Annotated in this window: 14 protein-coding genes, 1 pseudogene and 1 riboswitch; of the genes and pseudogenes, 10 read left to right on the forward strand and 5 right to left on the reverse strand. The window is 64.7% G+C overall.

Going from position 1 to position 22,958, the window contains the following annotated elements; genetic code table 11:
• The first annotated feature begins 183 nt into the window (after positions 1–183).
• The 4 genes from XpruCFBP8353_RS12240 to XpruCFBP8353_RS12255 all read left to right on the forward strand — a co-directional run bounded on the left by XpruCFBP8353_RS12240 (position 184) and on the right by XpruCFBP8353_RS12255 (position 6,579).
• Complete coding sequence (locus XpruCFBP8353_RS12240; RefSeq protein ID WP_101363484.1) at positions 184–1,917, forward strand: ArnT family glycosyltransferase; 1,734 nt, start codon at positions 184–186, stop codon at positions 1,915–1,917.
• A 100-nt stretch (positions 1,918–2,017) separates the two neighbouring features.
• Positions 2,018–2,782, forward strand: coding sequence for a phosphatase PAP2 family protein (locus tag XpruCFBP8353_RS12245; RefSeq protein ID WP_101363485.1), 765 nt, complete (start codon positions 2,018–2,020; stop codon positions 2,780–2,782).
• A complete protein-coding gene (locus XpruCFBP8353_RS12250) occupies positions 2,779–4,449 on the forward strand; it encodes a phosphoethanolamine transferase (protein WP_101363486.1) in 1,671 nt (556 codons plus the stop codon). The genes XpruCFBP8353_RS12245 and XpruCFBP8353_RS12250 overlap by 4 nt, the downstream gene beginning before the upstream one ends.
• 111 nt (positions 4,450–4,560) lie before the next feature.
• Positions 4,561–6,579 carry a M2 family metallopeptidase gene (locus tag XpruCFBP8353_RS12255; RefSeq protein ID WP_101363487.1) on the forward strand — a complete coding sequence of 673 codons (2,019 nt, stop codon included), beginning with the start codon at positions 4,561–4,563 and terminating at the stop codon, positions 6,577–6,579.
• 83 nt (positions 6,580–6,662) lie between these two features.
• On the opposite strand, the gene XpruCFBP8353_RS12260 is transcribed toward XpruCFBP8353_RS12255, so the two are convergent.
• From XpruCFBP8353_RS12260 to raxST, 5 genes are all read right to left on the reverse strand, one after another.
• Entirely contained in the window at positions 6,663–7,067 is a 405-nt protein-coding gene (locus XpruCFBP8353_RS12260; RefSeq protein ID WP_101363488.1) for a hypothetical protein, read from the reverse strand.
• 16 nt (positions 7,068–7,083) lie between these two features.
• On the reverse strand, positions 7,084–8,337 hold the full coding sequence (locus XpruCFBP8353_RS12265; RefSeq protein WP_101363489.1) for a multidrug effflux MFS transporter: 1,254 nt from the start codon (positions 8,335–8,337) through the stop codon (positions 7,084–7,086).
• Positions 8,338–8,612: 275 nt separating this feature from the next.
• Positions 8,613–10,769, reverse strand: a complete 2,157-nt coding sequence (gene raxB / locus XpruCFBP8353_RS12270; RefSeq protein WP_101363490.1) for a peptidase domain-containing ABC transporter RaxB — start codon at positions 10,767–10,769, stop codon at positions 8,613–8,615.
• Positions 10,766–12,115 carry an HlyD family secretion protein gene (locus tag XpruCFBP8353_RS12275; protein ID WP_207759632.1) on the reverse strand — a complete coding sequence of 450 codons (1,350 nt, stop codon included), beginning with the start codon at positions 12,113–12,115 and terminating at the stop codon, positions 10,766–10,768. Before XpruCFBP8353_RS12275 ends, raxB begins: the two co-directional genes overlap by 4 nt.
• Complete coding sequence (raxST, locus tag XpruCFBP8353_RS12280; protein WP_101363674.1) at positions 12,096–12,899, reverse strand: RiPP modification sulfotransferase RaxST; 804 nt, start codon at positions 12,897–12,899, stop codon at positions 12,096–12,098. The genes XpruCFBP8353_RS12275 and raxST overlap by 20 nt, the downstream gene beginning before the upstream one ends.
• A gap of 422 nt (positions 12,900–13,321) precedes the next feature.
• Between raxST and raxX the strand changes: the two genes are divergently transcribed.
• The 6 genes and pseudogenes from raxX to XpruCFBP8353_RS12310 all read left to right on the forward strand — a co-directional run.
• Positions 13,322–13,504: a RaxX family RiPP gene (raxX, locus tag XpruCFBP8353_RS12285; protein ID WP_101363492.1), complete on the forward strand. Its 183-nt coding sequence runs from the start codon at positions 13,322–13,324 to the stop codon at positions 13,502–13,504.
• Between the two features lie 253 nt (positions 13,505–13,757).
• Positions 13,758–13,872, forward strand: a riboswitch (glycine riboswitch).
• A gap of 99 nt (positions 13,873–13,971) precedes the next feature.
• Positions 13,972–16,905, forward strand: a complete 2,934-nt coding sequence (gene gcvP, locus XpruCFBP8353_RS12290; protein WP_101363493.1) for an aminomethyl-transferring glycine dehydrogenase — start codon at positions 13,972–13,974, stop codon at positions 16,903–16,905.
• 377 nt (positions 16,906–17,282) lie between these two features.
• Positions 17,283–18,923: a carboxylesterase/lipase family protein gene (locus tag XpruCFBP8353_RS12295; protein ID WP_101363494.1), complete on the forward strand. Its 1,641-nt coding sequence runs from the start codon at positions 17,283–17,285 to the stop codon at positions 18,921–18,923.
• A gap of 59 nt (positions 18,924–18,982) precedes the next feature.
• On the forward strand, positions 18,983–19,837 hold the full coding sequence (locus tag XpruCFBP8353_RS12300) for an aldo/keto reductase (RefSeq protein WP_101363495.1): 855 nt from the start codon (positions 18,983–18,985) through the stop codon (positions 19,835–19,837).
• A 189-nt stretch (positions 19,838–20,026) separates the two neighbouring features.
• Complete coding sequence (locus XpruCFBP8353_RS12305; protein WP_101363496.1) at positions 20,027–22,135, forward strand: catalase; 2,109 nt, start codon at positions 20,027–20,029, stop codon at positions 22,133–22,135.
• 123 nt (positions 22,136–22,258) lie between these two features.
• Positions 22,259–22,888 (forward strand): annotated as a pseudogene (locus XpruCFBP8353_RS12310) (type III secretion system effector protein); the annotation flags it as partial.
• Positions 22,889–22,958 lie beyond the last annotated feature (70 nt).

Here is a 22,958-nt window from a genome sequence, read left to right on the forward strand (position 1 = left end):
TGCGCATCCTAACCGAGGCCAGCCGAACACGGCCGGTATCGCCGGTACGGCCGTCCAATCGGTTGCGCTCGAATCACCCGCGCACCTGCGACGCCTGCGCTGCCACCCTCGATGCGGCGCGCTCTGCTCCGACAAATTTCCGACCCACTTGCCAGATAGTGTCTGCCCGCATTTACTCAGAGCGTGCGCGTGTCGCCTGCCATCTCTGCCTGCTCATCCCGCCAGCGCGCGCTGCTGGCCGCATTGCTGTTGATTCTCTTCAGCCTGCTGGCCGGTCTGGGCATGCGCCAGCCCAATCCGCCGGACGAACCGCGCTTCGTGCTGGCTGCGCGCACCATGGTCGAGACCGGTCAGTGGCTGTTGCCGCACCGTGGCAGCGAGTTGTACGCAGAAAAACCACCGGTGTTCATGTGGTTGCAGGCAGCGACCTACGAAGCGATACCGCACTGGCCGGTGGCCTTCCTGCTGCCGTCGCTGCTGGCCGCGCTGGCCACGTTATGGCTGACCTGGGATATCGCGCGCCGGCTGTGGAATCGGCGCGTGGCAGCTTATGCGGTGCTGGCCTTGTGCACGGTGCTGCAGTTCGGCCTGATGGCCAAGCGTGCGCAGATCGACATGGTGCTGGTGGCGCTGACCACACTCGCGTTGTGGGGAATGCTGCGACACCTGCTGCGAGGGCCGGACTGGCGCGCATGGACGCTGGGCCTGTTTGCCGCCGGTGTCGGCACGGTGACCAAGGGCGTCGGCTTTCTGCCGCTGCTGCTGTTGCTGCCGTGGATGGCGCTGCAACGCACACATATGAGCGTAGTGCCTGCACGCGCGCAGGCAGGGCGTAGCTGGTTGCTGGTGCTGCCGGCCTTCGTGGCGGGCACCGCAGTGTGGTTGGGTCCGCTGTGCATTGCGCTGCTGCACAGCGACGACCCACAGTTGCATGCCTACGCGCACGAGCTGTTGTTCAAGCAGACCGGCACGCGCTATGCGCACGCCTGGCATCACGTCAAACCGTTCTGGTACTACCTGCAGGTGATCGCCACCCTGTGGCTGCCAGGCTGCCTGTTGTTGCCCTGGTTACTGCCGGCCTGGTGGCGGCGGCTACGGCGCGGCGACCCGCGCTATGTACTGCTGCTGGCCTGGAGCGTGTTGGTACTGCTGTTCTTCAGCGCCAGCCCGGGCAAGCGCGAGGTCTACATCTTCCCGATGCTGCCGGCGCTGTGCATTGCAGCGGCGCCGCTGCTGGCCGGGTTGTTGCGCCGGCGCGGCGTGCGCATGCTGCTGACCGGGTATGTGCTGCTGCTTGCCGTCGCCGGCCTGGTGCTGGGCGGCGGCATTGCGCTGCATCTGCACTGGGCCGAAAGCACTGCAGTCAAGCGCGGCATGGAGCTTGCCGCGCTGCAGTCGGTGGGCATCTGGTTGATGGGCCTGGGAGTGGTCGGCCTGGCGGCGACTGTCTGGTCGCGCGGCAAACGCGCGGGTACCGCCTTGGTGGTGATGACCGCAACGCTGTGGGCGATCTACGGCCTGGGATTGATGCCGGCGCTGGATCCATACAGCTCGTCCGCACGTTTGATGCAGCGCGTGGGCCAGCGCATCGGCCCGAATGCAGAGCTGGGCATGCTGGCATGGCGCGAACAGAACCTGCTGCAGGCCGATCGCCCGGTGACCGACTTCGGCTTCAAGGCGAGCTGGGAGGACCAATGGGCCAAGGCCGGCCCATGGCTCGCGCAAGCGCCGCACACCCGCTGGCTATTCGTGCTCAAGCAGGCGGTACCGGCGTGTATCGATCCGGCGCAACGCATCGAGATCGGCGAGTCCAATCGCAATCAATGGGAATTGCTGCCGGGCACGGCGTGGCATGCCGGTTGCATCTCCACTGCGTCCGACGCCGAACAAACCGGTAGCGAAGGCGATGCAGACTGAATGCTTGGTGTCGGGTTAACGGCCGAGCGACTCCGGTCCGACCGCTTTCCGACATCCGGGTTTCGAAAATGTCGGACATTGACACAGGCCGACATCTTTAATGACAACGCTTCCCAGCCATGCGCCAACCGTGGCGCATCCCGCCACTGGTCTGGAGGCGCACTTCTTCGTGCGTCATCTGTGGCTGCCGCTGGCGTGCGTGTTGTTGGCGAGCACACTGCTGATGGGTGCCGGTGGCGACCAATGGATCGCCGATGTGCTGTATCGGCTGGAAGGCGGCCACTGGCTGCTCAAGGACCATTGGTTCACCAGTGGCGTGATCCACCGCATTGGTAAATGGTCGAGCACGGCTGCCGGTGTCGGCGTGCTGGTGCTGGCCATCGTTGCCTGGTGCAGGCCACGCTTGAAGGTGCTGCGCTGGCCGCTGACCTACCTGGCCGCATCCGTCGCACTGTCGACCTCGCTGGTATCGCTGCTCAAGTCGTGGACTGCGATGGATTGCCCGTGGGATCTGAGCCGCTATGGCGGTACGCAAGCGATGATCGGGCTGTTTGAATCGCGCCACGGTGTTGCCGCGTCCGGTTGTTTTCCTGCTGGCCATGCCAGTGCCGGTTATGCATGGGTAGCGCTGTATTTTTGTGCGCTAGCGCTCCGTCCTGCATGGCGGTTTACAGGTTTGTTTACAGGGTTGGCAGCAGGTCTCATTTTCGGTGTTGCACAACAACTGCGCGGCGCGCATTTTCTTTCCCACGACCTGTGGTCGTTGGCAGTGTGTTGGGTGAGCGCACTTGCACTGTACTGCGTGATGCTGCAAAAGCCGCGTCGCTTACTTGGCTTGATGTTGTTATCGGGGAATGCAGCATGAGCACTTGGTTACCGGAACCGCGCCGGCGTAGTGGCCTGCGCGCGCTGACGTGGAGTACGCGGCCGACAGTGTCCACCGAAGCGCTGGTGCTGCTGTCGAGTCTATTTTTTGCACTCGTCTGCAATCAGCTGTTCTGGCGCACGGCCATGGCCACGCATCCGGGCAGCATTGGATTTGCCATCTCGTTGATGGCGTTGCTGGTGGCCGTGCATGCGCTGCTGTTGGGCGTCTTGGTCTGGCGCTGGAATGCAAAGCCGCTGCTGACGCTGCTACTGTTCACCACGGCCCTGGCCGCACACTACATGGACAGCTACAACGTCTATCTGGATGCGGACATGCTGCGCAACGTGCTGCATACCGATCACAAGGAATCGCGCGAGTTGCTGACACCCGGCCTGATCCTGCCGCTGGTGTGCTACTTCCTGATCCCGACCGCGCTGCTATGGCGCACACGTCTGCGCGCGCACAGCGCGGGGAAAGCGTTCCTGATGCGGGTGGGCTTTCTGCTGGTCGTGGCGGCGGCAGGTGCTGCGGGCACCATGCTGTCGTCGCAGGATATTTCCGCGTTGATGCGCAACCACCGCGAAGTGCGTTACCTGGCCACGCCGATCAATTACATCGTGGCACTGCGGCAGAATCTCAAATCCGATTCGCCGATGAAGCGCGCTCCCAAACAGCCGATCGAACACGACGCCATGGCCACGCCGCGTGCGCCGGGCAGCCGCCCGCGCCTGTTGCTGGTGGTGCTGGGTGAAACTGCGCGCGCGCAGAACTGGGGCCTCAACGGCTATGCGCGGCAGACCACGCCGGAGCTGGCGCAGGCCGGGGTGATCAACTTCCCCGACATGCATTCGTGCGGCACCAGCACCGAGGTCTCGGTGCCCTGCATGTTCTCGCCATACGGTCGTCGCGACTACAACGAAGACATGATTCGCGGCCATCAGTCGTTCCTGCACGTGCTGGAACACGCAGGTATTTCGACGCTATGGCGCGACAACCAGTCCGGTTGCAAGGGCGTGTGCGAAGGATTGGAGATCCAGAAGCTGGACGATGCCACCACACCTGGCCTGTGCGCAGATGGCCGCTGCATGGACGAGATTTTGCTGAGCGATCTGGCCACGCAGGTGCGGGCAAAGCCCGGCGACCGCGTGGTGGTGGTGCATCAACTGGGTAGCCACGGGCCGAGTTACTTCGAACGCTACCCAGCGCAGTTCGAACGCTTCAAGCCTGTCTGCAAGACCGCAGATCTAGGCAGCTGCAGTCGCCAGGACATCGTCAACGCCTACGACAATTCCCTCCTGTACACCGACCATTTCCTCAATCAGGCCATCCACACCCTGCGCGGTCTTCAAGACTACGACACGGCGATGATCTATCTCTCCGATCATGGCGAATCGCTCGGCGAAAAAGGCCTGTACCTGCACGGCGTGCCGTATGCCATTGCGCCCAAGGAGCAGACCCATGTGCCGATGGTGATGTGGTTCTCGCCGGAGTTCGCACGCGATCGCGGCCTGGATGAAGCCTGCCTGCGCCACCGCGCAGGGCAATATACCGATCAGGATGCGCTATTCCCCTCGGTGCTTGGGTTGATGCAGGTCAAGACCAGCGTCTACTCGCCCGAGCGCGACCTGTTCGCCAAGTGCACAGGCACGACGGCGCTGCGCTGATCGGCAGCGCCTGCAGCTAGCCCGTCCCATCGCATGCGTGGCGGGCATTGCCCCTTGCCCTGAAACCCGGCGCGCTCTAGCCTTCGCCGGACTTCACTGCAAGGACCACCCGTGAATCCTCGTTTGCTGTTGCTGGCGTTGGCTGTGGCTGCCGGCACCCTGAGCTTGTCGGCCTGCCGCCGGGATGCGGCACCGCCCGCCAAACCTGTCGCGACTAAAACTGCCCCGGAGGAAAGCGCCGACCAGTTCGTTGCGCGCATCGGCGCCGAATACAAGGCGGCCTATCCGGAAACCACTGCCGCGCAGTGGCTGTCGTCGACCTATATCAACGGCGATTCGCAATTGCTCGCGGCCAAGGCCAACGAGCGTTCGCTGGCACAGCTGGATCGCTGGATCGAACAATCCAAGCAGTACGCCGGCACACCGATGTCGGCCGACAGCACACGTGCGCTGCAATTGCTGAAATTCATGAGCGCCCTGCCCGCACCACGCGACCCGGCAAAGCTGGCCGAACTCACCCGCATCGCCGCCAAGATGGAAGGCGATTACGGCAGCGGCAGTTACTGCGTGGGCGAGGGCGAGCAGCGCCGCTGCCGCCAGCTCGGCGAACTGGAACAAGTGCTGGCCAGCAGCCGCGACTACACCGAACAACTCGACGCCTGGCAGGGCTGGCACAGCACCGCACAGCCCATGCGCAAGGATTACCAACGCTTCGTCGAGCTCGTCAACGAAGGCGCGCGCGGACTTGGCTTCGCCGACGTCGGGGTGTTGTGGCGCAGTGGCTACGACATGCCACCGGCGCAACTGGCCAGCGAAACCGACCGCCTGTGGGAACAGGTCAAACCGCTGTACGCGCAGTTGCAGTGCTATGCGCGTGGCAAACTCGATACGCAATACGGCAAGGACAAGGGCGAGGTCGCCGGCGGCCTGTTGCCGGCGCATCTCATGGGCAATATGTGGCAGCAGGACTGGAGCAATCTGTGGGATCTGCTGCAGCCCTACCCCGGTGCCGGCGATCTGGACATCACCTCAGCGCTGGAAAAACAGTACCAGGGCAACCTCACTGCCGTGCTGGCACGCAACAACGGCGGCGATGGTGGCGCAGCCGCACGCTTCAATGCCGAGCGCGAAGCACAGCTGCGCACCGCCAAACAGATGACCGAGCGCGCGCAGGATTTCTACACCTCGCTCGGCATGCCCAAGCTGCCGGACACCTATTGGCAGCGCTCGCAGTTCATCAAACCGCTGGACCGCGATGTGGTCTGCCACGCCAGCGCCTGGGACATGAACATGGGCGGCGAACCGAACCAGAACATCGGTGCGGACGTGCGCACCAAGATGTGCATCAAACCCACCGAAGAAGATTTCACCACCATCTATCACGAGCTAGGCCACATCTATTACGACCTGGCCTACAACCCGTTGCCGCCACTGTTCCAGAACGGCGCCAACGATGGGTTCCACGAAGCGATCGGCGACACCATCGTGCTGGCGATGACGCCCAGGTATCTGCAGTCGATCGGCATGGTGGGCGAACAGCAGACCGGCCGCGAGTCATTGATCAATTCGCAGATGCGCATGGCGCTGAGCAAGGTGGCGTTCCTGCCGTTCGGCCTGATGATCGATCGCTGGCGCTGGGGCGTGTTCGACGGGTCGATTACGCCCGAGCATTACAACCAGGCGTGGTGGGAACTCAAAGCCAAGTACCAGGGCGTGGCGCCGGTGAGCGCACGTGGCGAAGAATTCTTCGATCCCGGCGCCAAGTACCACGTGCCCGGCAACACGCCGTATACGCGCTATTTTTTGGCGCACATCCTGCAATTCCAGTTCTACAAAGGCCTGTGCCAGGCGGCCGGCCATCAGGGCCCGCTGTACGAATGCAGCTTCTACGGCAACAAGGACGCCGGGCAGAAGTTCTGGTCGATGCTGCAGCGCGGCTCCAGCCAACCGTGGCAAACCACCCTCAAGGAACTCACCGGCAACGACAAACTCGACGCCGGCCCGATGCTGGAATATTTCGCGCCGATGAGTGAATGGCTGAAGCAGCAGAATCAGGGGCAGATGTGTGGGTGGCAGACAACTGCCGCCGCTCCAGCGACCACGACAACCGCGCCTGCTGCGCCGCGCTGACACACGGTGCTTACCGTTATGTCACTGCCGAATCGCGGCAATGACATAACGTCTTGTCACCAAACGCGCTTGTGCAGCCAAGCTCAATTGAGCTTGGCGCCGCCCTGCAATCGTTCGCTCAATTTGGTCTTGAATTGCTCGAACTCCATGCCGTCGGCACGGGCTTCGGCGTGCGCGGCGTCCTTGAGGGCGTCCGAGTAGGTCAGCCGTACCGGCGTGCCCCGGCGTTCGTGCAGCTCGGCGGCGCGCATGATCAGCGCCAGGACCTGCGCGGCGCTGGTGCTTTCGCCGGCGATGCGGCCATCCATGCCCAGCACCCATTCGCCGTCGCGGCGGACGATGCCGGCCAGAAGCGTGCGTTGCTGATCGCGGAGTTCGGCATGCGGTTCGATCGGGGAGACCGGCGCGGGATTGGCGGCGGCCTGGTTGCGCTGGCGCTCGGCGGCGCGCTTGCGGGCATCACGGCGCAACTTGGAATCGGTGGACATGCAGGCTCCTGTGGGGTCAGAGGTGGTCGGCCGGCTCCAGAGGCACTGCCTCGGTGGCCTGGCGGTGTCGTAAACGGCGTCCGCTGCGGCGTTCCCAACGCCAGAATAGCCAGCCCAGCAAGAAAAAGCCGGTCATGCCGATCGCCAGATGCCGCGGGTGTTCACTCAGCAGCGGCGACAGCACGCCGGCCACCAACGTATTGGTCATCAACTGGGTGAAGGCCTGCAGCGAGGACGCCAGGCCGCGCTGCTGCGGGTACATGTCCAGCACCGCCAGCGCCAGGATCGGGAAGATCAGCGCCATGCCCATGCCCGCCAGGAAGATCGGCAGCACCGCCCACGGCAAGGCGATCTGCACCACCGCAAACGTGTAGGCCTGATTGACCAGCGCCGCCACCCCGCAGCAGATGAAGCCGATGCGGATCTGCCGCACCGGGTCCATGCGCCCGGCCATGCGCCCGGACAGGAACGAACCCAGCGTCATGCCGCCGATGGTGGGAATGAATAGCCAGGCGAAGTCGCCTTCGCCCAGCTTCAGATGCTGCATGATCAGCACCGGCGCCGAGGCGATGTACAAGAAGATGCCGGCAAAATTGAACGACCCGGCCGCAGCCAGACGCTGGAAGCGCGGGTTGAAGCCGATGCGCACATAGTCCTGCAGCAGGCGCTTGAACTGCAGCGGCGTACGCGCTTCCACCGGGTGGGTCTCCGGCAGCCAGGCCATGGTTGCGACCAGCAGCACCAGGCTGAACACCACCAGAAACCAGAAGATCACCGGCCAGCCGGCGCCACTGAGCAGGATCCAGCCGCCAATGATCGGCGCGATGGCCGGCGCAATGCCGAAGATCATCGACACCTGGCTCATCAGCCGCTGGGCATCCGGTCCATTGAACAGGTCGCGGATCACCGCGCGGCCGACGATCATGCCCACCCCGGCCGACAAGCCCTGCAGCGCGCGGAACGCCAGCAGCATGGGCAAGTCTTGCGATAGCGCACACCCGACCGAGCCGGCGATAAACAACGCCAGCCCGCCCAGGATCACCCGCTTACGGCCCCACGCATCGGACAACGGCCCGTGCGCAATGCTCATCAGGCCGTAGGCCAGCAGATAGACGCTGATGGTCTGCTGGATCGCCACCTGGTCAACCGCCAGGCTACGGCTGAGCTGCGAGAACGCCGGGAAGATGGTGTCGATCGAAAACGGGCCGAACATCGCCAGCCCGGCAAGCAGCAGCGCCATGCGACGGGTGGAGGGAACAGCAGAAGTCATGCGCAACGGTATCCGGATAACTCCCCACGCGCAGGCACCGGCAGCGGTGGTCAGGCCAACCGCAGCGGCAGGCACGGGGGCAAAGGAGCCGACACTTTACGCCAACTGCCAACGCATGCGGCCAGCGTTGGAGCGCATGCGCGACACGCAGACATCAGATCGCCGTCGCGCCCGCTTCGTGCCAGCACGGCATCGTCCTCCTGTCCAGCCAAGCGCCTGCGAGCGCGTGCAACAACGAAGCCGGCATTGCTCGGCGCCAGTGGAAGCGGCAGCGATCAGTCGGCTGCGGTGGAGCGCTCCTGCAACCGCTGCCAGTCGGCGATCGGCTGATCGCTCACCACCCGTCCCCGCTCCAGGGTAATGACGCGTGCGGCCATGCCCACGGTTTCGCGCCGATGCGCCACGATGATCCGGGTGACCTGCATTGCCTGGATGGCGCGATTGACGCGCTGCTCGTTCATGACGTCCAGATGGCTGGTCGCCTCGTCCAGCACCAGGATGCGCGGCGACCTGTACAGCGCGCGCGCCAGCAAGACGCGTTGCCGCTGCCCGCCCGACAACCCGGTGCCCGCCTCGCTCAACAACGAAGCGTAGCCCAGCGGCATCTGCTCCACCTCCTGGTGCACGCCGGCGATGCGCGCGCAACGTTCGATCTGCGCTTGGTCCGGCTCCGGGTCGAAGAAACTGATGTTTTCGCTGACCGATCCGGTGAACAGCAGATCGTCCTGCATCACCGTGCCGACGATGGCGCGATAGTGCGTCAGCGCCGCGTCGCGCAGTGGGCGCCCGCCGATCTTCACTTGCCCGGCGCTGGGTTTCAGCAGGCCGAGGATCACCTTGACCAGGGTGGTCTTGCCGCACCCGGACGCGCCGGTGATGGCCACGCATTCCCCGCTTGCGATGCGCACGCTGACGTCTTCGAGCACCGCCGGGGTATCGTCGGCGTAGCGGAAGCCGATGCCGCACAGTTCGATGGTGGTGTCGTTCCAGGCCGGCGCATCGATGCGCTGATCGGCCTCCTCGCGTGGCTGATGGACGATGTCGGCCACCCGCTCCAGATGGACGCGCAACAGGCGGAACTCCACCAGCCGATCGATCAGCTCGGACAAGCGCATGGCGAACTGCTCGCGATAGGCCATGAATGCCAGCAGCATGCCAAGCGAAAGCTCTGCGCGCAGGATCGCGAACGCGGCGAGCCAGATCACCAACACCCGCTCGCATCCGAACAGCAGGCGCTTGAGTGACGACTGCCAGACCTCGCCCTGCGCCAGGCGCAGTTGCGCATTGGTCTGTTCGGCCAGCAGATGGGTCCAGTCCATGCGCCGCACCTGCTGGCGACCGAACAGCCGCACGCCCTGGATGCCGCGCACGCTCTCCAGCAGGTGGGTGTGCTGGCGCGCGTCCCACAACAACTGCTCGGCGGCGGCTTCGCGCATCCGCCGCAGCCACAGCCAGCGTGTCGCCGCATACAGCGCTACCGCCACCAGCGTAATCGCGCTGAGGCCGACGCTGTAGACCAGCATCAGGCCGAGGGTGCCGATCACCAGCACGCCATCGACCAGGGTCTGGGTGAATCCGGTCGTCAAGGTGCGTTGCACCTGCGTGATCGAGGCGAAGCGCGACTGGATGCCGCCGAGGTGACGCTTCTCGAAATACGCCAACGGGAGCGCGAGCAGGTGCGCAAACACCTGCCCCATCCATTGAAAGCCCAGCTGTGCCGACACACTGGCGATCAGCCATCCGCGCAGCAGGGCGATGCAGGATTGCAGGACCACCAGCAACAGGAACCCGGCGCCAAGGACATGGATCAACCCGATGTCGGCCGACGGCACCGCCTGATCGACGATCCACTGCAGTTGGAACGGCATTCCCAGGCTGAGCACCTCGAGCGCGAATGCCAACGCAAGCACCTGCCAGACCGCCCGTCCAAGCCCGTGGACACGACCGATCAACGAGGACAACGCCACTGCCGGCGCCGCAGCTTGCGGACGGAAGTCGGGGGCCGGGCTGAGTTCCAGCGCGATCCCGGAGAAATGGCGAGCGAATTGGCCCGGCGTCAGACTCCGTGGCCCGCTGGCCGGATCATGGATCTGCAGACGGCGGGTGCCGACCCGCTTGAGCACGACGAAATGATTGAGATCCCAATGCACGATGCAGGGCAGCTGCAACTCCGGCAGCGCGTCCATTTCCAGCCGCAACGCGCGCGCCTGCAGACCGAGCGCCTGCGCGATCGCGACCAGATTGGCCAGGTTGGTCCCCTGCCGCGACAGCAGGAACCGGCGGCGCAGTTCGGCCAGGCCGACGTGGCAACCGTGATAGTGGGCGATCATGGCCATGGCCGCCAATCCGCATTCGCCGACTTGCCCCTGCAGAATCATCGGCAACGCACGCACGCCGGATGCTCGGCGCAGCTGCGCCCACCAGCGGCTCATCGCAGCGTGCCGTGCAAGCTGGACAGCGGCTCGAACGCCCACTGCGAGAAACGCCGCCATTCCAATGCCAGCGTGCCCTGCACGCGCATGCCCGGTCGCAGGACCGCCGTGCGTCGTGCACGCAGCGCGGCATCCCCAGCCAGGCGCACCCGCACGCGGTATAACGGTTCGCTCACCGACGTAGCGTCGACGCGCGGCGGCTCGGGCGCCGCGGCGATCTCGACCACCCGCCCGGCAAACTGACCGTAGTGCTGGTAGGGCAAGGCATCCAAGCGCAGTTGCACCGGCATCCCGGGCCCAATCAGCCCGGCGGCCCGGGAGGGCGCATACAACACGACCTCGGTCGCCATGGACGTCGGCAGCAGATCGGCCAGGCGTTGCCCCTGCGCAACCGCCTGGCCGATCTGCAGCGGTCGCAGCGCCACACGCCCGGCACGCGGCGCGCGCACTTGCCAACGCGACGCGGCCGCCTGCTCGATCGCCGCACGCCGGTCCTCCTGCAGGCCGGCACCGGCCATCGCCAATTGTTGGCGCAAGCTCGACGGTAGCTGCTGCAACTCGGCCTGGGCCTGCGCAAGTGCATCGGCCAAGGCCATGCGCTCGCGCTGCAGCTCCAGGGTATGCGCGCGTTGGTCGAGCACGTCGGCCTGCTTCTCGTCGACGAATTGCTGACTGACCAGGCCGCGCGTCAACGCGGTGCGGTAACGCTGCTCGATCGATTGGGTCAGCTGCTGCCGATGGCGCAGCAAGTCCAGTTCGGCGTCGATCTGCTGCAGACGATCGCGCAGGCCGGCCAGCGCCCGCACAGCCGCCTGCTGTTGCACGCGCCCCTGGGTACGCAACTGCGCCATCGCCTCGACGGCCAGGCGCTGCTGTTCGGCCAGCACCGCAGCAGCGCGCTGGGTCGGCCGCCCGCGATCGTCGCGATGTTCGGACGACAACACGAACAGCAGCTGGCCCGCAGCGACGACCTGGCCCTGCACGGCGCCGACCTGCACCACCACGCCCGACTGCGGTGTGGTGACGGCGATCAGTCCGCCCGCCGGGACGACCGTGCCATACAAGGTCTCGCTACGCGCGAAGCCCAGGCAGAAGAATCCGATCAACAGCAGGATCACTGTCGCCATCAACAGGCCCACGCACCAACGCAGCGCGCCATGCTGGCGCAGCACCACCGGCCCGAGCCGACTGCGCTGCCGGTAGTCCACCGCCTCGCGTCGGAACAGGGGCGTCATCCGCCAGCGGCCGCCGACGTCCGCCCGTGCCGCCCACCTGCCCGGTATTGCCGCCACCGCGCCGCCGTGCGTTGCCAAGCCGCGTGCCTGCTCATACCAGCAGAGCTCCATGCGAGGACCCGTGTTCCCAGAAGGCCAGCTCCTGTAACCGTTCGAATAGCGCCGGCGGCAACACGCTGCGCCGGGGGACGTACTGCACCCCGCGACGGACACGATGCAGGCCCGGCATCTGCAGCGCGGCATCGAAGCGTTCGGCCTCGGCCTGGACGCCGGCGTAGTCGTGCGCGAACGCCGGCAGTTGCAGGAAGGCGTAGATTTGCTCCATCGCCTGCGCCGGCCGCTGCGCCAGCGTGTCGTAGCGCAACAGCAGCAGACGATCGGCATGTTCGCCATAGAACGCCTGGCGCAGCCCATCCAGCGCATAGCCCACCACGCCGCGCGGTGCGGTCAGCAGGTCCGCGCGCAGCGAGACCGAGTCTTCCGGGTCGTAGCCGAACAACGCCGACAAGCGCAGTGGCTGGGTCTGCGCCAGGCGCTCGAAGCTATCGACGACCCAGCCGACATCGCGTACGCAACAGATGAGGCGGCTGCGCGGGAATAGCGTCGCCAGACCTGTCAGGCGGCTGCACCAGGCGCGGTTGGTGTCGAACACCGTGCCCAGCCCCTGGCGATCCTGGTAATAGGCGTCGAATACCGAACGCAGCAGCCGTACCCGCTGTGCGTCGTCGATCTGCACATTGGAGGGATGTTCCTCGCTCATGCCCATCAGCATCGCCGCGTAGAGTCGCGCGACCGGCGAGGTGACATCGGCGTGCACGTGCGGGTTCTGACGCAGCAACGCGGCCAGCAGGGACGAGCCCGCCCGCGGCAGCCCGGAAATGAAATGGTAGTCCACGTCGCGCCTCCCCTGTCCGATGCTGGTCGGCGGCGGCATGCCGGCGGGACGCATCACCAGCCAAGCGTGCATCGTGCGCCACAGCACACGCGGACACGCTGCGCAAAAGCGCTGCGCTTTGCGAATGCCAGCGATCCGACCGGGCGGTCAGGAGCGCTTGCGGTGACCGGCATCACATCGCCGCGTACCGGCACGGACCTGGCGGATGCGACGTTCGTTCCCGCGCACACACCGTCGTGCGCCGGCCTTGGGTCGCAACGGCACCCGCGCACGCTGGATCCCATGGTCCTGCCACCGGCTCTACGCTCCAGCGACCAGTGTCGTCTCATCGGCCACCGGGCAGATGGCCGAGGCGGTCACGCAGTCGTCCCTTCGGGCGGCGTGGCACTGCGTACGAAGGGAAAACCCGTGAGGACTTCTATATGAACCTGTCGAAAAAATCGCCAACCAATGGCGCGCAATCGTTGCAGCGGCCCGCCGGGGCCAAGGGCCGGCCGGAGCCGCTGGACCAGCGTCTGTGGAAGCATGTCGGCGGTGGGGACTATCCCCCGCCGAACGCCAATACCAAGCACGATCAGCCGCCGCCCAACCACGGGCACCATTGATCCGCCTGCGCTAGCAGGAGCGAGCGGGCGCTGCCGTTGCCGGACCACCCGGTAACGGGGGGAACAGCGACCGCTGAAACCCTGGGGGCCGGACCAGGCGACTCGTCCGGTCTCTGGCGGCTCATGGCCCCGCGAAGCGTTTCGCCAAGCGGCCGGGCGCTGGCTATACTAGCCGGGCAACACGGTGGGAGAAGCGGCACTGCCGCTGCCGAAGGCGCAACAGCCCGTAATCGCTCAGGCCCGATACCATCTTCAACACAACTCTGGAGAGACCGGCCGCGGCCGGCGCCGAAGGGGCACGGAATGCAGGCAGGCCAGGTGCCATGCCGCGTTTTTAAACTCTCAGGCAAAAGGACAGAGGGGCGCGAGGAAGACCGTCGCTGCGGCAGGTCGTGGTGCGCGCATGCGCGTCATACCGGTTGCGGTGCGGGTCGACCATTCGTCTGCCCCTGCCCCGGATGCCCGCCATGTCCCAGACCCCGTCTTCCCTGCGCGACCTCGAACACCACAGCGCGTTCGTCGAGCGCCACATCGGCCCCAACGACGCGGAAATCGCGCAGATGCTGGAGGTGGTTGGCCACGCCTCCCTGGATGCGCTCACCGACGCCATCGTGCCGGGCAACATCAAATCGCCGGCCGCGCTCGCGTTGCCCGAGGCGATCACCGAAGAAGAAGCGCTGGCCAAGATCCGCGCGATTGCCAGCAAGAATCAGGTGCAGCGCACCTTTATCGGCCAGGGCTATTACGGCACCCACACGCCGAAGGTGATCTTGCGCAACATCCTGGAAAATCCGGCCTGGTACACCGCGTATACGCCGTACCAGGCCGAGATCTCGCAGGGCCGCATGGAAGCGCTGATCAACTTTCAGACCCTGTGCGCCGACCTCACCGGCATGCAGATCGCCAACGCCTCGCTGCTCGACGAAGCCACTGCCGCGGCCGAAGCGATGACGCTGGCCAAGCGCTCGGCCAAGTCGAAGTCGGACACCTTCTTCGTGCACGACGCGGTGCATCCGCAAACGCTGGAACTGCTGCGTACCCGCGCCGAGCCGCTGGGCATCGTGCTGCGCGTCGGCACCCCGGAAGAAGCACTGCAGGCCGAATGTTTCGGTGTGCTGCTGCAATACCCGGACAGCTTCGGACACATCGGCGACCACGCCGCGCTGGCCGATGCCGTGCATGCGCAGGGCGGCCTGGTGGCTGTGGCCACTGATCTGCTCGCACTGACGTTGATTGCCGCGCCCGGCGAATGGGGCGCGGACATCGTGGTCGGCAATTCGCAGCGCTTTGGCGTGCCGTTCGGTTTCGGCGGCCCGCATGCCGCCTTCATGGCCTGCCGCGATGCCTACAAGCGTTCGATGCCGGGCCGTTTGATCGGTGTGTCGATCGATGCCGCCGGCAACCCGGCGTACCGCCTCACCTTGCAGACGCGCGAACAACATATCCGCCGCGAGAAGGCCACCTCCAACATCTGCACCGCGCAGGTGCTGCTGGCAGTGATGGCTTCGATGTATGCGGTGTATCACGGCCCCGACGGGCTGACCCGCATTGCGCGCCGCACACACCGCCTGGCTGCCATCTTGGCTGCTGCACTGCGCAGCGCTGGCGTCACCGTGGGCGAGCATTTCTTCGACACGCTGCACGTCAAGGCAATCGATGCCGATACCATCCACGCCAAGGCGCATGCGGCCGGTATCAACCTGCGTGCCATCGATAGCGAAGCGGTCGGCATCAGCCTGGACGAAACCACCACGCGCGCCGATGTGGTAGCGCTGGCGCAGCTGTTCGGTGCGCAGGCGGACATCGATGCCCTGGATGCCGTCACCGCCGATGCGCTGCCGCAAGGCCTGCTACGCAGCAGCACGTTTCTGACGCACCCGGTGTTCAACACCCACCACAGCGAACACGAATTGCTGCGCTACATGCGCTCGCTGGCCGACAAGGATCTGGCGATGGATCGCACCATGATCCCGCTGGGCAGCTGCACCATGAAGCTCAACGCCACCGCTGAAATGATTCCGGTGACCTGGCCCGAGTTCGGCGCCATCCATCCGCTGGCACCGGCCGAACAGTCGGCTGGCTACGCGCAGCTGATCGATGAGCTGGAAGCGATGCTGGTCGAGTGCACCGGCTACGACGCGGTGAGCCTGCAGCCCAATTCCGGTGCGCAGGGCGAATATGCCGGCCTGCTGGCGATCCGCGCGTATCACCGTTCGCGCGGTGAAGCGCATCGCGATATCTGCCTGATTCCCGAATCCGCGCACGGCACCAACCCAGCCTCGGCGCAGATGTGCGGCATGACCGTGGTGGTCACCAAGTGCGATGCCAACGGCAACGTCGATGTCGAGGACATCCGCGCCAAGGCGGAGAAATATTCCGACCGTCTCGCCGCGTTGATGATCACCTACCCGTCCACGCACGGCGTGTTCGAAGAAGATGTGGTGGCCATCTGCGAAGCGGTGCATGCGCATGGCGGTCAGGTCTATACCGACGGCGCCAACATGAACGCGCTGGTTGGCGTGGCCAAGCCCGGCAAGTGGGGCTCGGACGTGTCGCACCTCAATCTGCACAAGACCTTCTGCATTCCGCACGGCGGCGGCGGCCCGGGCGTGGGACCGTGCGCGGTGAAGTCGCATCTGGCGCCGTATTTGCCTCGTGCCGGCATCCATGCCGGCGAAGGTCAAACTGCCGCCATCCATGGCGGCGGATTCAACTCCGAAAGCGGGAGTGGACACTCCTCGCGCATCGGCGGCATGGTCAGCGCGGCGGCCTACGGTTCTGCCTCGATCCTGCCGATCAGCTGGATGTACGTGACCATGATGGGCAGCGCTGGTTTGCGCAAGGCCACCCAGGTGGCGTTGCTCAACGCCAACTACATCGCCAAGCGGCTGGCACCGCATTACAAGACGCTGTACACCGGCCGCAACGGGTTGGTGGCGCATGAATGCATTCTTGACGTACGCCCGCTGGAGAAGACCAGCGGCATCGGCGCCGAGGACATCGCCAAGCGGCTCATCGACTTCGGCTTCCATGCACCGACCTTGAGCTTCCCGGTGGCCGGCACGCTGATGGTCGAACCGACCGAAAGCGAATCGCAGCATGAACTGGATCGCTTCATCGACGCCATGATCCAGATCCGCGAAGAGATCCGCGCCATCGAAGACGGCCGCCTGGACCGTGAGGACAATCCGCTCAAGCACGCGCCGCACACCGCAACGCAGGTGTCGGCCAGCGAGTGGGCGCATGCTTACCCGCGCGAACTGGCCGCCTTTCCGCTGCCCAGCCTCAGGCAGCAGAAGTACTGGCCGCCGGTGGCACGCGTGGACAACGTCTATGGCGACAAGAACGTCATGTGCGCGTGCATCCCGGTGGATGCGTACAAGGAAGACGCCGAAGCCTGATCGACGCACCAGCGACCGTCAGCCAAAACCCAGCCGGTAACAGGGCTGGGTTTTTTTGCACTACGCAGGGCTGCCAATGCCCGATACGCACGCCATCGGGTGGCCGTGGCACTGCGGCTTCACTGCAAGCCACCAGCTCGCTAGTTCGAAAGACCTTCCATCGCAGCGGTCGCGACAGATGTCATTAGCGAAACATCCGCCTTGAGCGAGATCGGACACATCCCTGCAACATGGGGTCGCACGTTCGTTCGGCAAATGGCGCCGAACACGCGCGCCAACTGCTGCTCGGCGCGCGTACACCCAGCATGCGTTTGCCTGGCCTACAAGTGCCATCAGCATGATGGCGAACGCTCTCACTCCACAGCGGACCCTGGCGCATGCATGAACTGAAATACTTCGGCACCGTGCTGATGGCCGCCTGCCTGCTGATTGGCTGCGCACCACGGCGTCCCGGCGAGGTGCCGGCGCTCGTTCACGCCCCCGATGCGCGCGCGGAGGTGGTGCAGACCGCGGCTGGCCCGGTGCGTGGTGTTGCCAGTGCGCAGGGCCGGGCATTTTTAGGCGTGCCGTTTGCAGCGCCACCGGTGGGCGCATTGCGCTTCCGCGCGCCGCAGCCGCCGCCCCCATGGACGCAGGTCCGCGATGCCACCCAAGCCGGGCCGGCCTGTCTGCCGCGGTATCGCTTCGGGCAGAAACATGTCTCCGAAGATTGCCTCACGCTCAATGTCTACGCACCGCCCGGTCCCGCACCCGCGCATCCACGCGCGGTGATGGTGTGGATCTATGGCGGCGCGCTGGAGCTGGGCAGCAATGTCGACTACGACCTGAGCGCGTTGGCCACGCGCCAGGATGTCGTTGTGGTGGCACCCAATTATCGGCTGGGCGTGTTCGGTTTCTACGCGCATCCCAGCCTGCGTGGCGAAGGCGAAGGCGAAGGTGCGTACGCATTACTCGATCAGCAGGCGGCGTTGCGCTGGGTACAGCGCAATATCGCCGGGTTCGGCGGGGACGCGCATAACGTCACGGTGTTCGGCGAATCGGCCGGTGCATGGAGCATCTGTTATCAACTCGCCTCGCCTGGCGCGGCCGGGTTGTTTCAACGCGCCATCCTGCAAAGCGGGAGTTGCCTGGCGAGCGATTCCAGCATTCCGCAGCGCGAAGCAGAAATCGGCGGCGCGCGCATGGCGCAGCGTCTGGGCTGCGCGCAGACCAGCGATGTCGCCGCATGCCTTCGCACATTGCCGGCCGACACGCTCGCCGATGCAACACCACAACGACGCGGGCTCACCGGCAGCGATGCGTGGGCACCGATGTCCGGTGGTGAGGTACTGCCGCTGCCGCCGGCCGCCGCAATTGCCAACGGTCAACATGCACAGGTGCCCGTGCTGATCGGCAACAATCGCGACGAAGGGCGTCTGTTTGCGCAACTACTGTCTTATATCGGCAAGCTCAACCTGCGCAGCGGCTATGAAGCGCGCGTGCAGCGCATGCATGCATCCCCTGCGCCGATCCTGGCGCAGTACGCAGATGTCGCCGCGCAATCGCGCTGGGAGGCGTTCGCCGACATCGTCACCGATGGCGGCTTCGCCTGCCCCACGCGTCGGCTTGGGCAGGCACTGCGCACGCATGCGCCGGTGTACGCCTATGAATTCGATGACCCGCAGGCGCCGTATGGTCTGTTGCGCTGGCCGTTTTCGCCGGCATTGGGCGCTTTTCATGCTTCCGAATTGGTGTATCTGTTCCAGCGCCCGTGGGTGCTCAGTGGCCAAGCGCGGTTCACACCGGCGCAACAGGCGCTTGCCGATACTCTGCAGGATTACTGGGGTGCGTTTGCACGCACTGGCGATCCCAACGGTGGCGGGCGGCCGCAGTGGCCGCGCTTCGATGGCGATACACCGCTCACGCTGTCGCCGCACAGGATCGGCGCAACGCCCGACTTCGTGCAGCGCCATCGTTGCGCGTTCTGGGAGACGCATGCAGACACTGCGGCAACATCGGTACAGCCATCGTCGCAGTAACGCGGCTGCATCGGTTTAGCCCGGCCGCCACTCTGATACCAACGCGACAGGAGCCAATCATGTCCGAATCCACTGCATCCCCCTGCGCAAAGGTGCGACTGCGTAACGGCCGTCGCGTGCCCGCATTGGGCCTGGGCTCCTGGAATCTGGGCCAAGGCCGGCATGCGCCGCAGCAGGAAATCGAAGCGCTGCAACTCGGGCAGCAATTGGGCATGCAGTTGATCGACACCGCCGAGATGTATGGCAACGGCCGCTCGGAACAGTTGATCAGCCAAGCCATGAGCAGCGCACAGCCGCCCTATGTGGTGTCCAAGGTGTTGCCCAGCAATGCCAGCGCGCGCGGGATTGCGCGTGCCTGCGAAGCCAGCCTGCAACGGCTTGGCGTACGTACGCTGGATCTGTACTTGCTGCACTGGCGCGGCGGCAGCGACCTGGCCGAGGTGGTGGACGCGTTCGAAGCATTACGCGATGCCGGCAAGATTCGCGATTGGGGGGTGTCGAACTTCGATGTGGATGACATGGAAGAGTTGTGGGCAATCGATGGCGGTTCGCATTGCCTGGTCAACCAGGTGCTGTACCACGCTGGTAGCCGCGGCATCGAGTTCGATCTATTGCCGTGGTGCGCCGCGCACGATGTCGCTGTGATGGCCTACTCGCCACTTGGTAGCCGTGCGTTGCTCGATCATCCAGTGCTGCATGCCATCGGCGCGCGTCGTGGCGTGGCAGCAACTGCAGTAGCGCTTGCCTGGGCGATCCGCAGTGGCAACGTGATCGCCATCCCCGAGTCCGGTACACCGGCACACGTGCGAGCCAATGCCGCCGCCTGCACGCTGCAATTGCATGCAGATGATGTTGCAGAACTTGATCGCGCATTCGCGCCGCCGACGCAAAAACAGCCGCTCGATTTGCTCTGACACGCAATGGTCGCGTTCGCCGCATGCGTATTTGCGCGATGCTGCGCGCGCCATGCAACACCCTGCGACACAGCGCACTGTTCGCGGCGCATGTGAGTATTCGTTCGCATGCAGACACATGCAATTAACAGCACCACTCCCAGGCTTTGCTGCTAGCCCGCATCCCAAGCCCGCCAGAGTGGAGTCCCCATGGCCAAGTCCCCCAAAGAATCCGCGCAGGTTCCTGCCACCGCACCTGCAAGCGTCACCTCCGATGTATCGCGCGGCACTGGCGATGAGTTGCACCAGAAGGCCGGTGGTACGCATCCGCAGCTGACCACCAACCAGGGCATTCCGGTTGGTGACAACCAGAACTCGCTGCGCGCAACGCCACGCGGTCCGACGTTGCTGGAAGATTTCATCCTGCGCGAGAAGATCACCCACTTCGATCACGAACGCATCCCCGAGCGCATCGTGCATGCACGCGGCAGCGCCGCGCATGGCTACTTCGAACTCACCAAATCGCTAAGTCAGTACACCACCGCCAAGATCTTTACCGAAGTCGGCGAAAAAACACCGCTATTCACGCGCTTTTCCACCGTCGCAGGCGGTACCGGCTCGGTGGATACACCGCGCGATGTGCGCGGATTTGCGGTCAAGTTCTACACCAAGGAAGGCAATTGGGATCTGGTGGGCAACAACATCCCGGTGTTCTTCATTCAGGATGCGATAAAGTTCCCGGACCTGATCCACGCTGTGAAAATGGAACCGGATCGCGGCTTCCCGCAGGCCGCCAGCGCACACGACACGTTCTGGGATTTCATTTCACTCACCCCCGAATCGATGCACATGATCATGTGGGCGATGAGCGACCGCACCATCCCGCGGTCGCTGCGCATGATCGAAGGTTTCGGCATCCACAGCTTCCGTTTCCTCAATCACAAAGGCGAGAGCACCTTCGTCAAGTTCCATTGGCGTCCCAAGCTGGGCCTGCAATCGACCATCTGGGATGAAGCAGTCAAGATCGCCGGTGCCGACCAGGACTTCCATCGCCGCGATCTGTTCGAAGCGATCCAGAACGGCGACTTCCCGGAATGGGAACTTGGCGTGCAGTTGTTCACCGAGGCTGAAGCGGATGCATTCCCGTTCGATCATCTGGATTCGACCAAGGTCATTCCCGAAGAGTTGGTGCCGTTGCAGATCGTCGGCCGCATGGTGCTCGACCGCTGGCCGGACAACTTCTTCGCTGAAACCGAACAGGTTGCCTACTGCCCGGCCAACATCGTGCCCGGCATCGATTTCAGCAACGATCCGCTGCTGCAAGGCCGCCTGTTCTCCTATCTGGATACGCAGCTGAGCCGCCTGGGCGGACCGAACTTCCATCAGATTCCGATCAACGCGCCCAAGTGCCCGTTCGCCAACAATCAGCGCGATGGTCATATGCAGATGGGCGTGCCGAAGGGCCGTGTTGCCTATGAGCCCAGTTCGCTGCAGGCCGATGCGCCGCGCGAGGCACTTCGCGGGTTCCCCAGCCATGCAACCCCGGCCGAAGATGGCGCGAAGGGTCGCGTGCGTGCAGAGAGCTTTGCCGATCACTACAGCCAGGCAAGACTGTTCTTCCGCAGCCAGACCGCACCGGAACAGGCGCACATGGCATCGGCCTTGGTATTCGAACTGTCGAAGGTGGAAACCGCGCACGTGCGCGAAGCCATCGTGGGGCATCTGCGCCATATCGACCAGGAGCTGGCGCAGCGTGTGGCCGATGGCATGGGCATGACTAACCTGCCGCCGGCACCACCGGCTGCAGTAGCGCCGATCGACATGCCGTTGTCGCCCGCCTTGCAGATCATCGGCAAGATGAAAGACACCTTGAAGGGGCGCACGGTTGGCATCCTGATTCACGACGGCTCGGATGCAGCAGCCATCAAGGCCGTGCGCAAGGCGGCGGAAGCTGCGGGCGCAACGGTCAAGATCGTTGCCCCCAAGCTCGGCGGCGCCAAGCTCAGCGATGGCAAGCAACTGGCCGCCGATGGGCAGCTGGCCGGCACGCCGTCGGTGGTGTTCGATGCCGTGGCGGTGCTGCTGTCGTCGGAGGCGGCCAAGCTGTTGACGCGCGAATCGGCAGCACTGGATTTTGTGAGCTTTGCGTGGGCGCATCTGAAGGCCATCGCGTTCGACGAAGGCGCGCAGGTGCTGTTGAAGGCCGGCAACGTCGGCAAGGATGCGGGCGTCGTTCCGGCCGCCGATACCAAGGCATTCATTACCGCCGCAAAGACGCGCCAGTGGGCACGTGAGCCGAAAGTGCGCATGCTGGCGTAACCGTACCAGGGAAGGTCCGATAACCCGGCTCAAAACCGAGGGACGCCACATCAGCTGCGTTGGCGGCGATAAGCCACTCGGTTTTCGCCGCTACCGCGCGTTTGCGGGGTAGCAGCAGTTACGGCGCCCCATTCCCACGGCAGGCGTCAACTGTCCGCTTTCGCCAGAGCTTCGATAGCGCGCGAACAGGCATCGATCGATACACTGCGTCACAACGGTCTGGACGGGCTGTTCGCCTAGCTGCTGGCCAGGCTGACCCTGGGCGAAGCTTCTGATCTAGGCCCTGACGATATGCTGGTGATTGCCGGAGAAGATGCACGGCACAAAGTCATCAGCATTGATGTGACCGGCTTTCGCTACGATCGAGAGAAGGTTACTCCGGCAAATTCACGGGAGCCGCTTCGGCATGGTTGGGGAGACGTCATTCGGACTCCTGCACGGGCGCTGCACATGCTGCTCGATGCAAGCGTGATGAGCAGTCGTTACGCGAAAGGCCTGGATGGCGTACATGCCATGGTCATCGACGCCATACGCGAGGCGCTTGCCTGGCAAGCCACGCTTGAAGTGGAAATGGTCAAGCAGTGGTACCCCGCGCTCGATGTAGACCCCGCCACGTCCTCCTTGCGCTCGTTGGGCGATCGATTGAAAGGCATGTCTGGCGCCGGTTGGATGCCGGATGCCGCGCTGGTGAACCAGGTGTTGCAGCGTAATGCCTCCTTCCTCAGCAACGTGGCTCAAAAAGCCAGAAAATGACGGCTGCGACCAGTACGTGCCATGGACTGCAAGTGCGCGATACCAGTCCTGCCGACGGCGACGGCCTTAG

This window comes from Xanthomonas prunicola, assembly GCF_002846205.1.
Lineage (GTDB): Bacteria > Pseudomonadota > Gammaproteobacteria > Xanthomonadales > Xanthomonadaceae > Xanthomonas > Xanthomonas prunicola.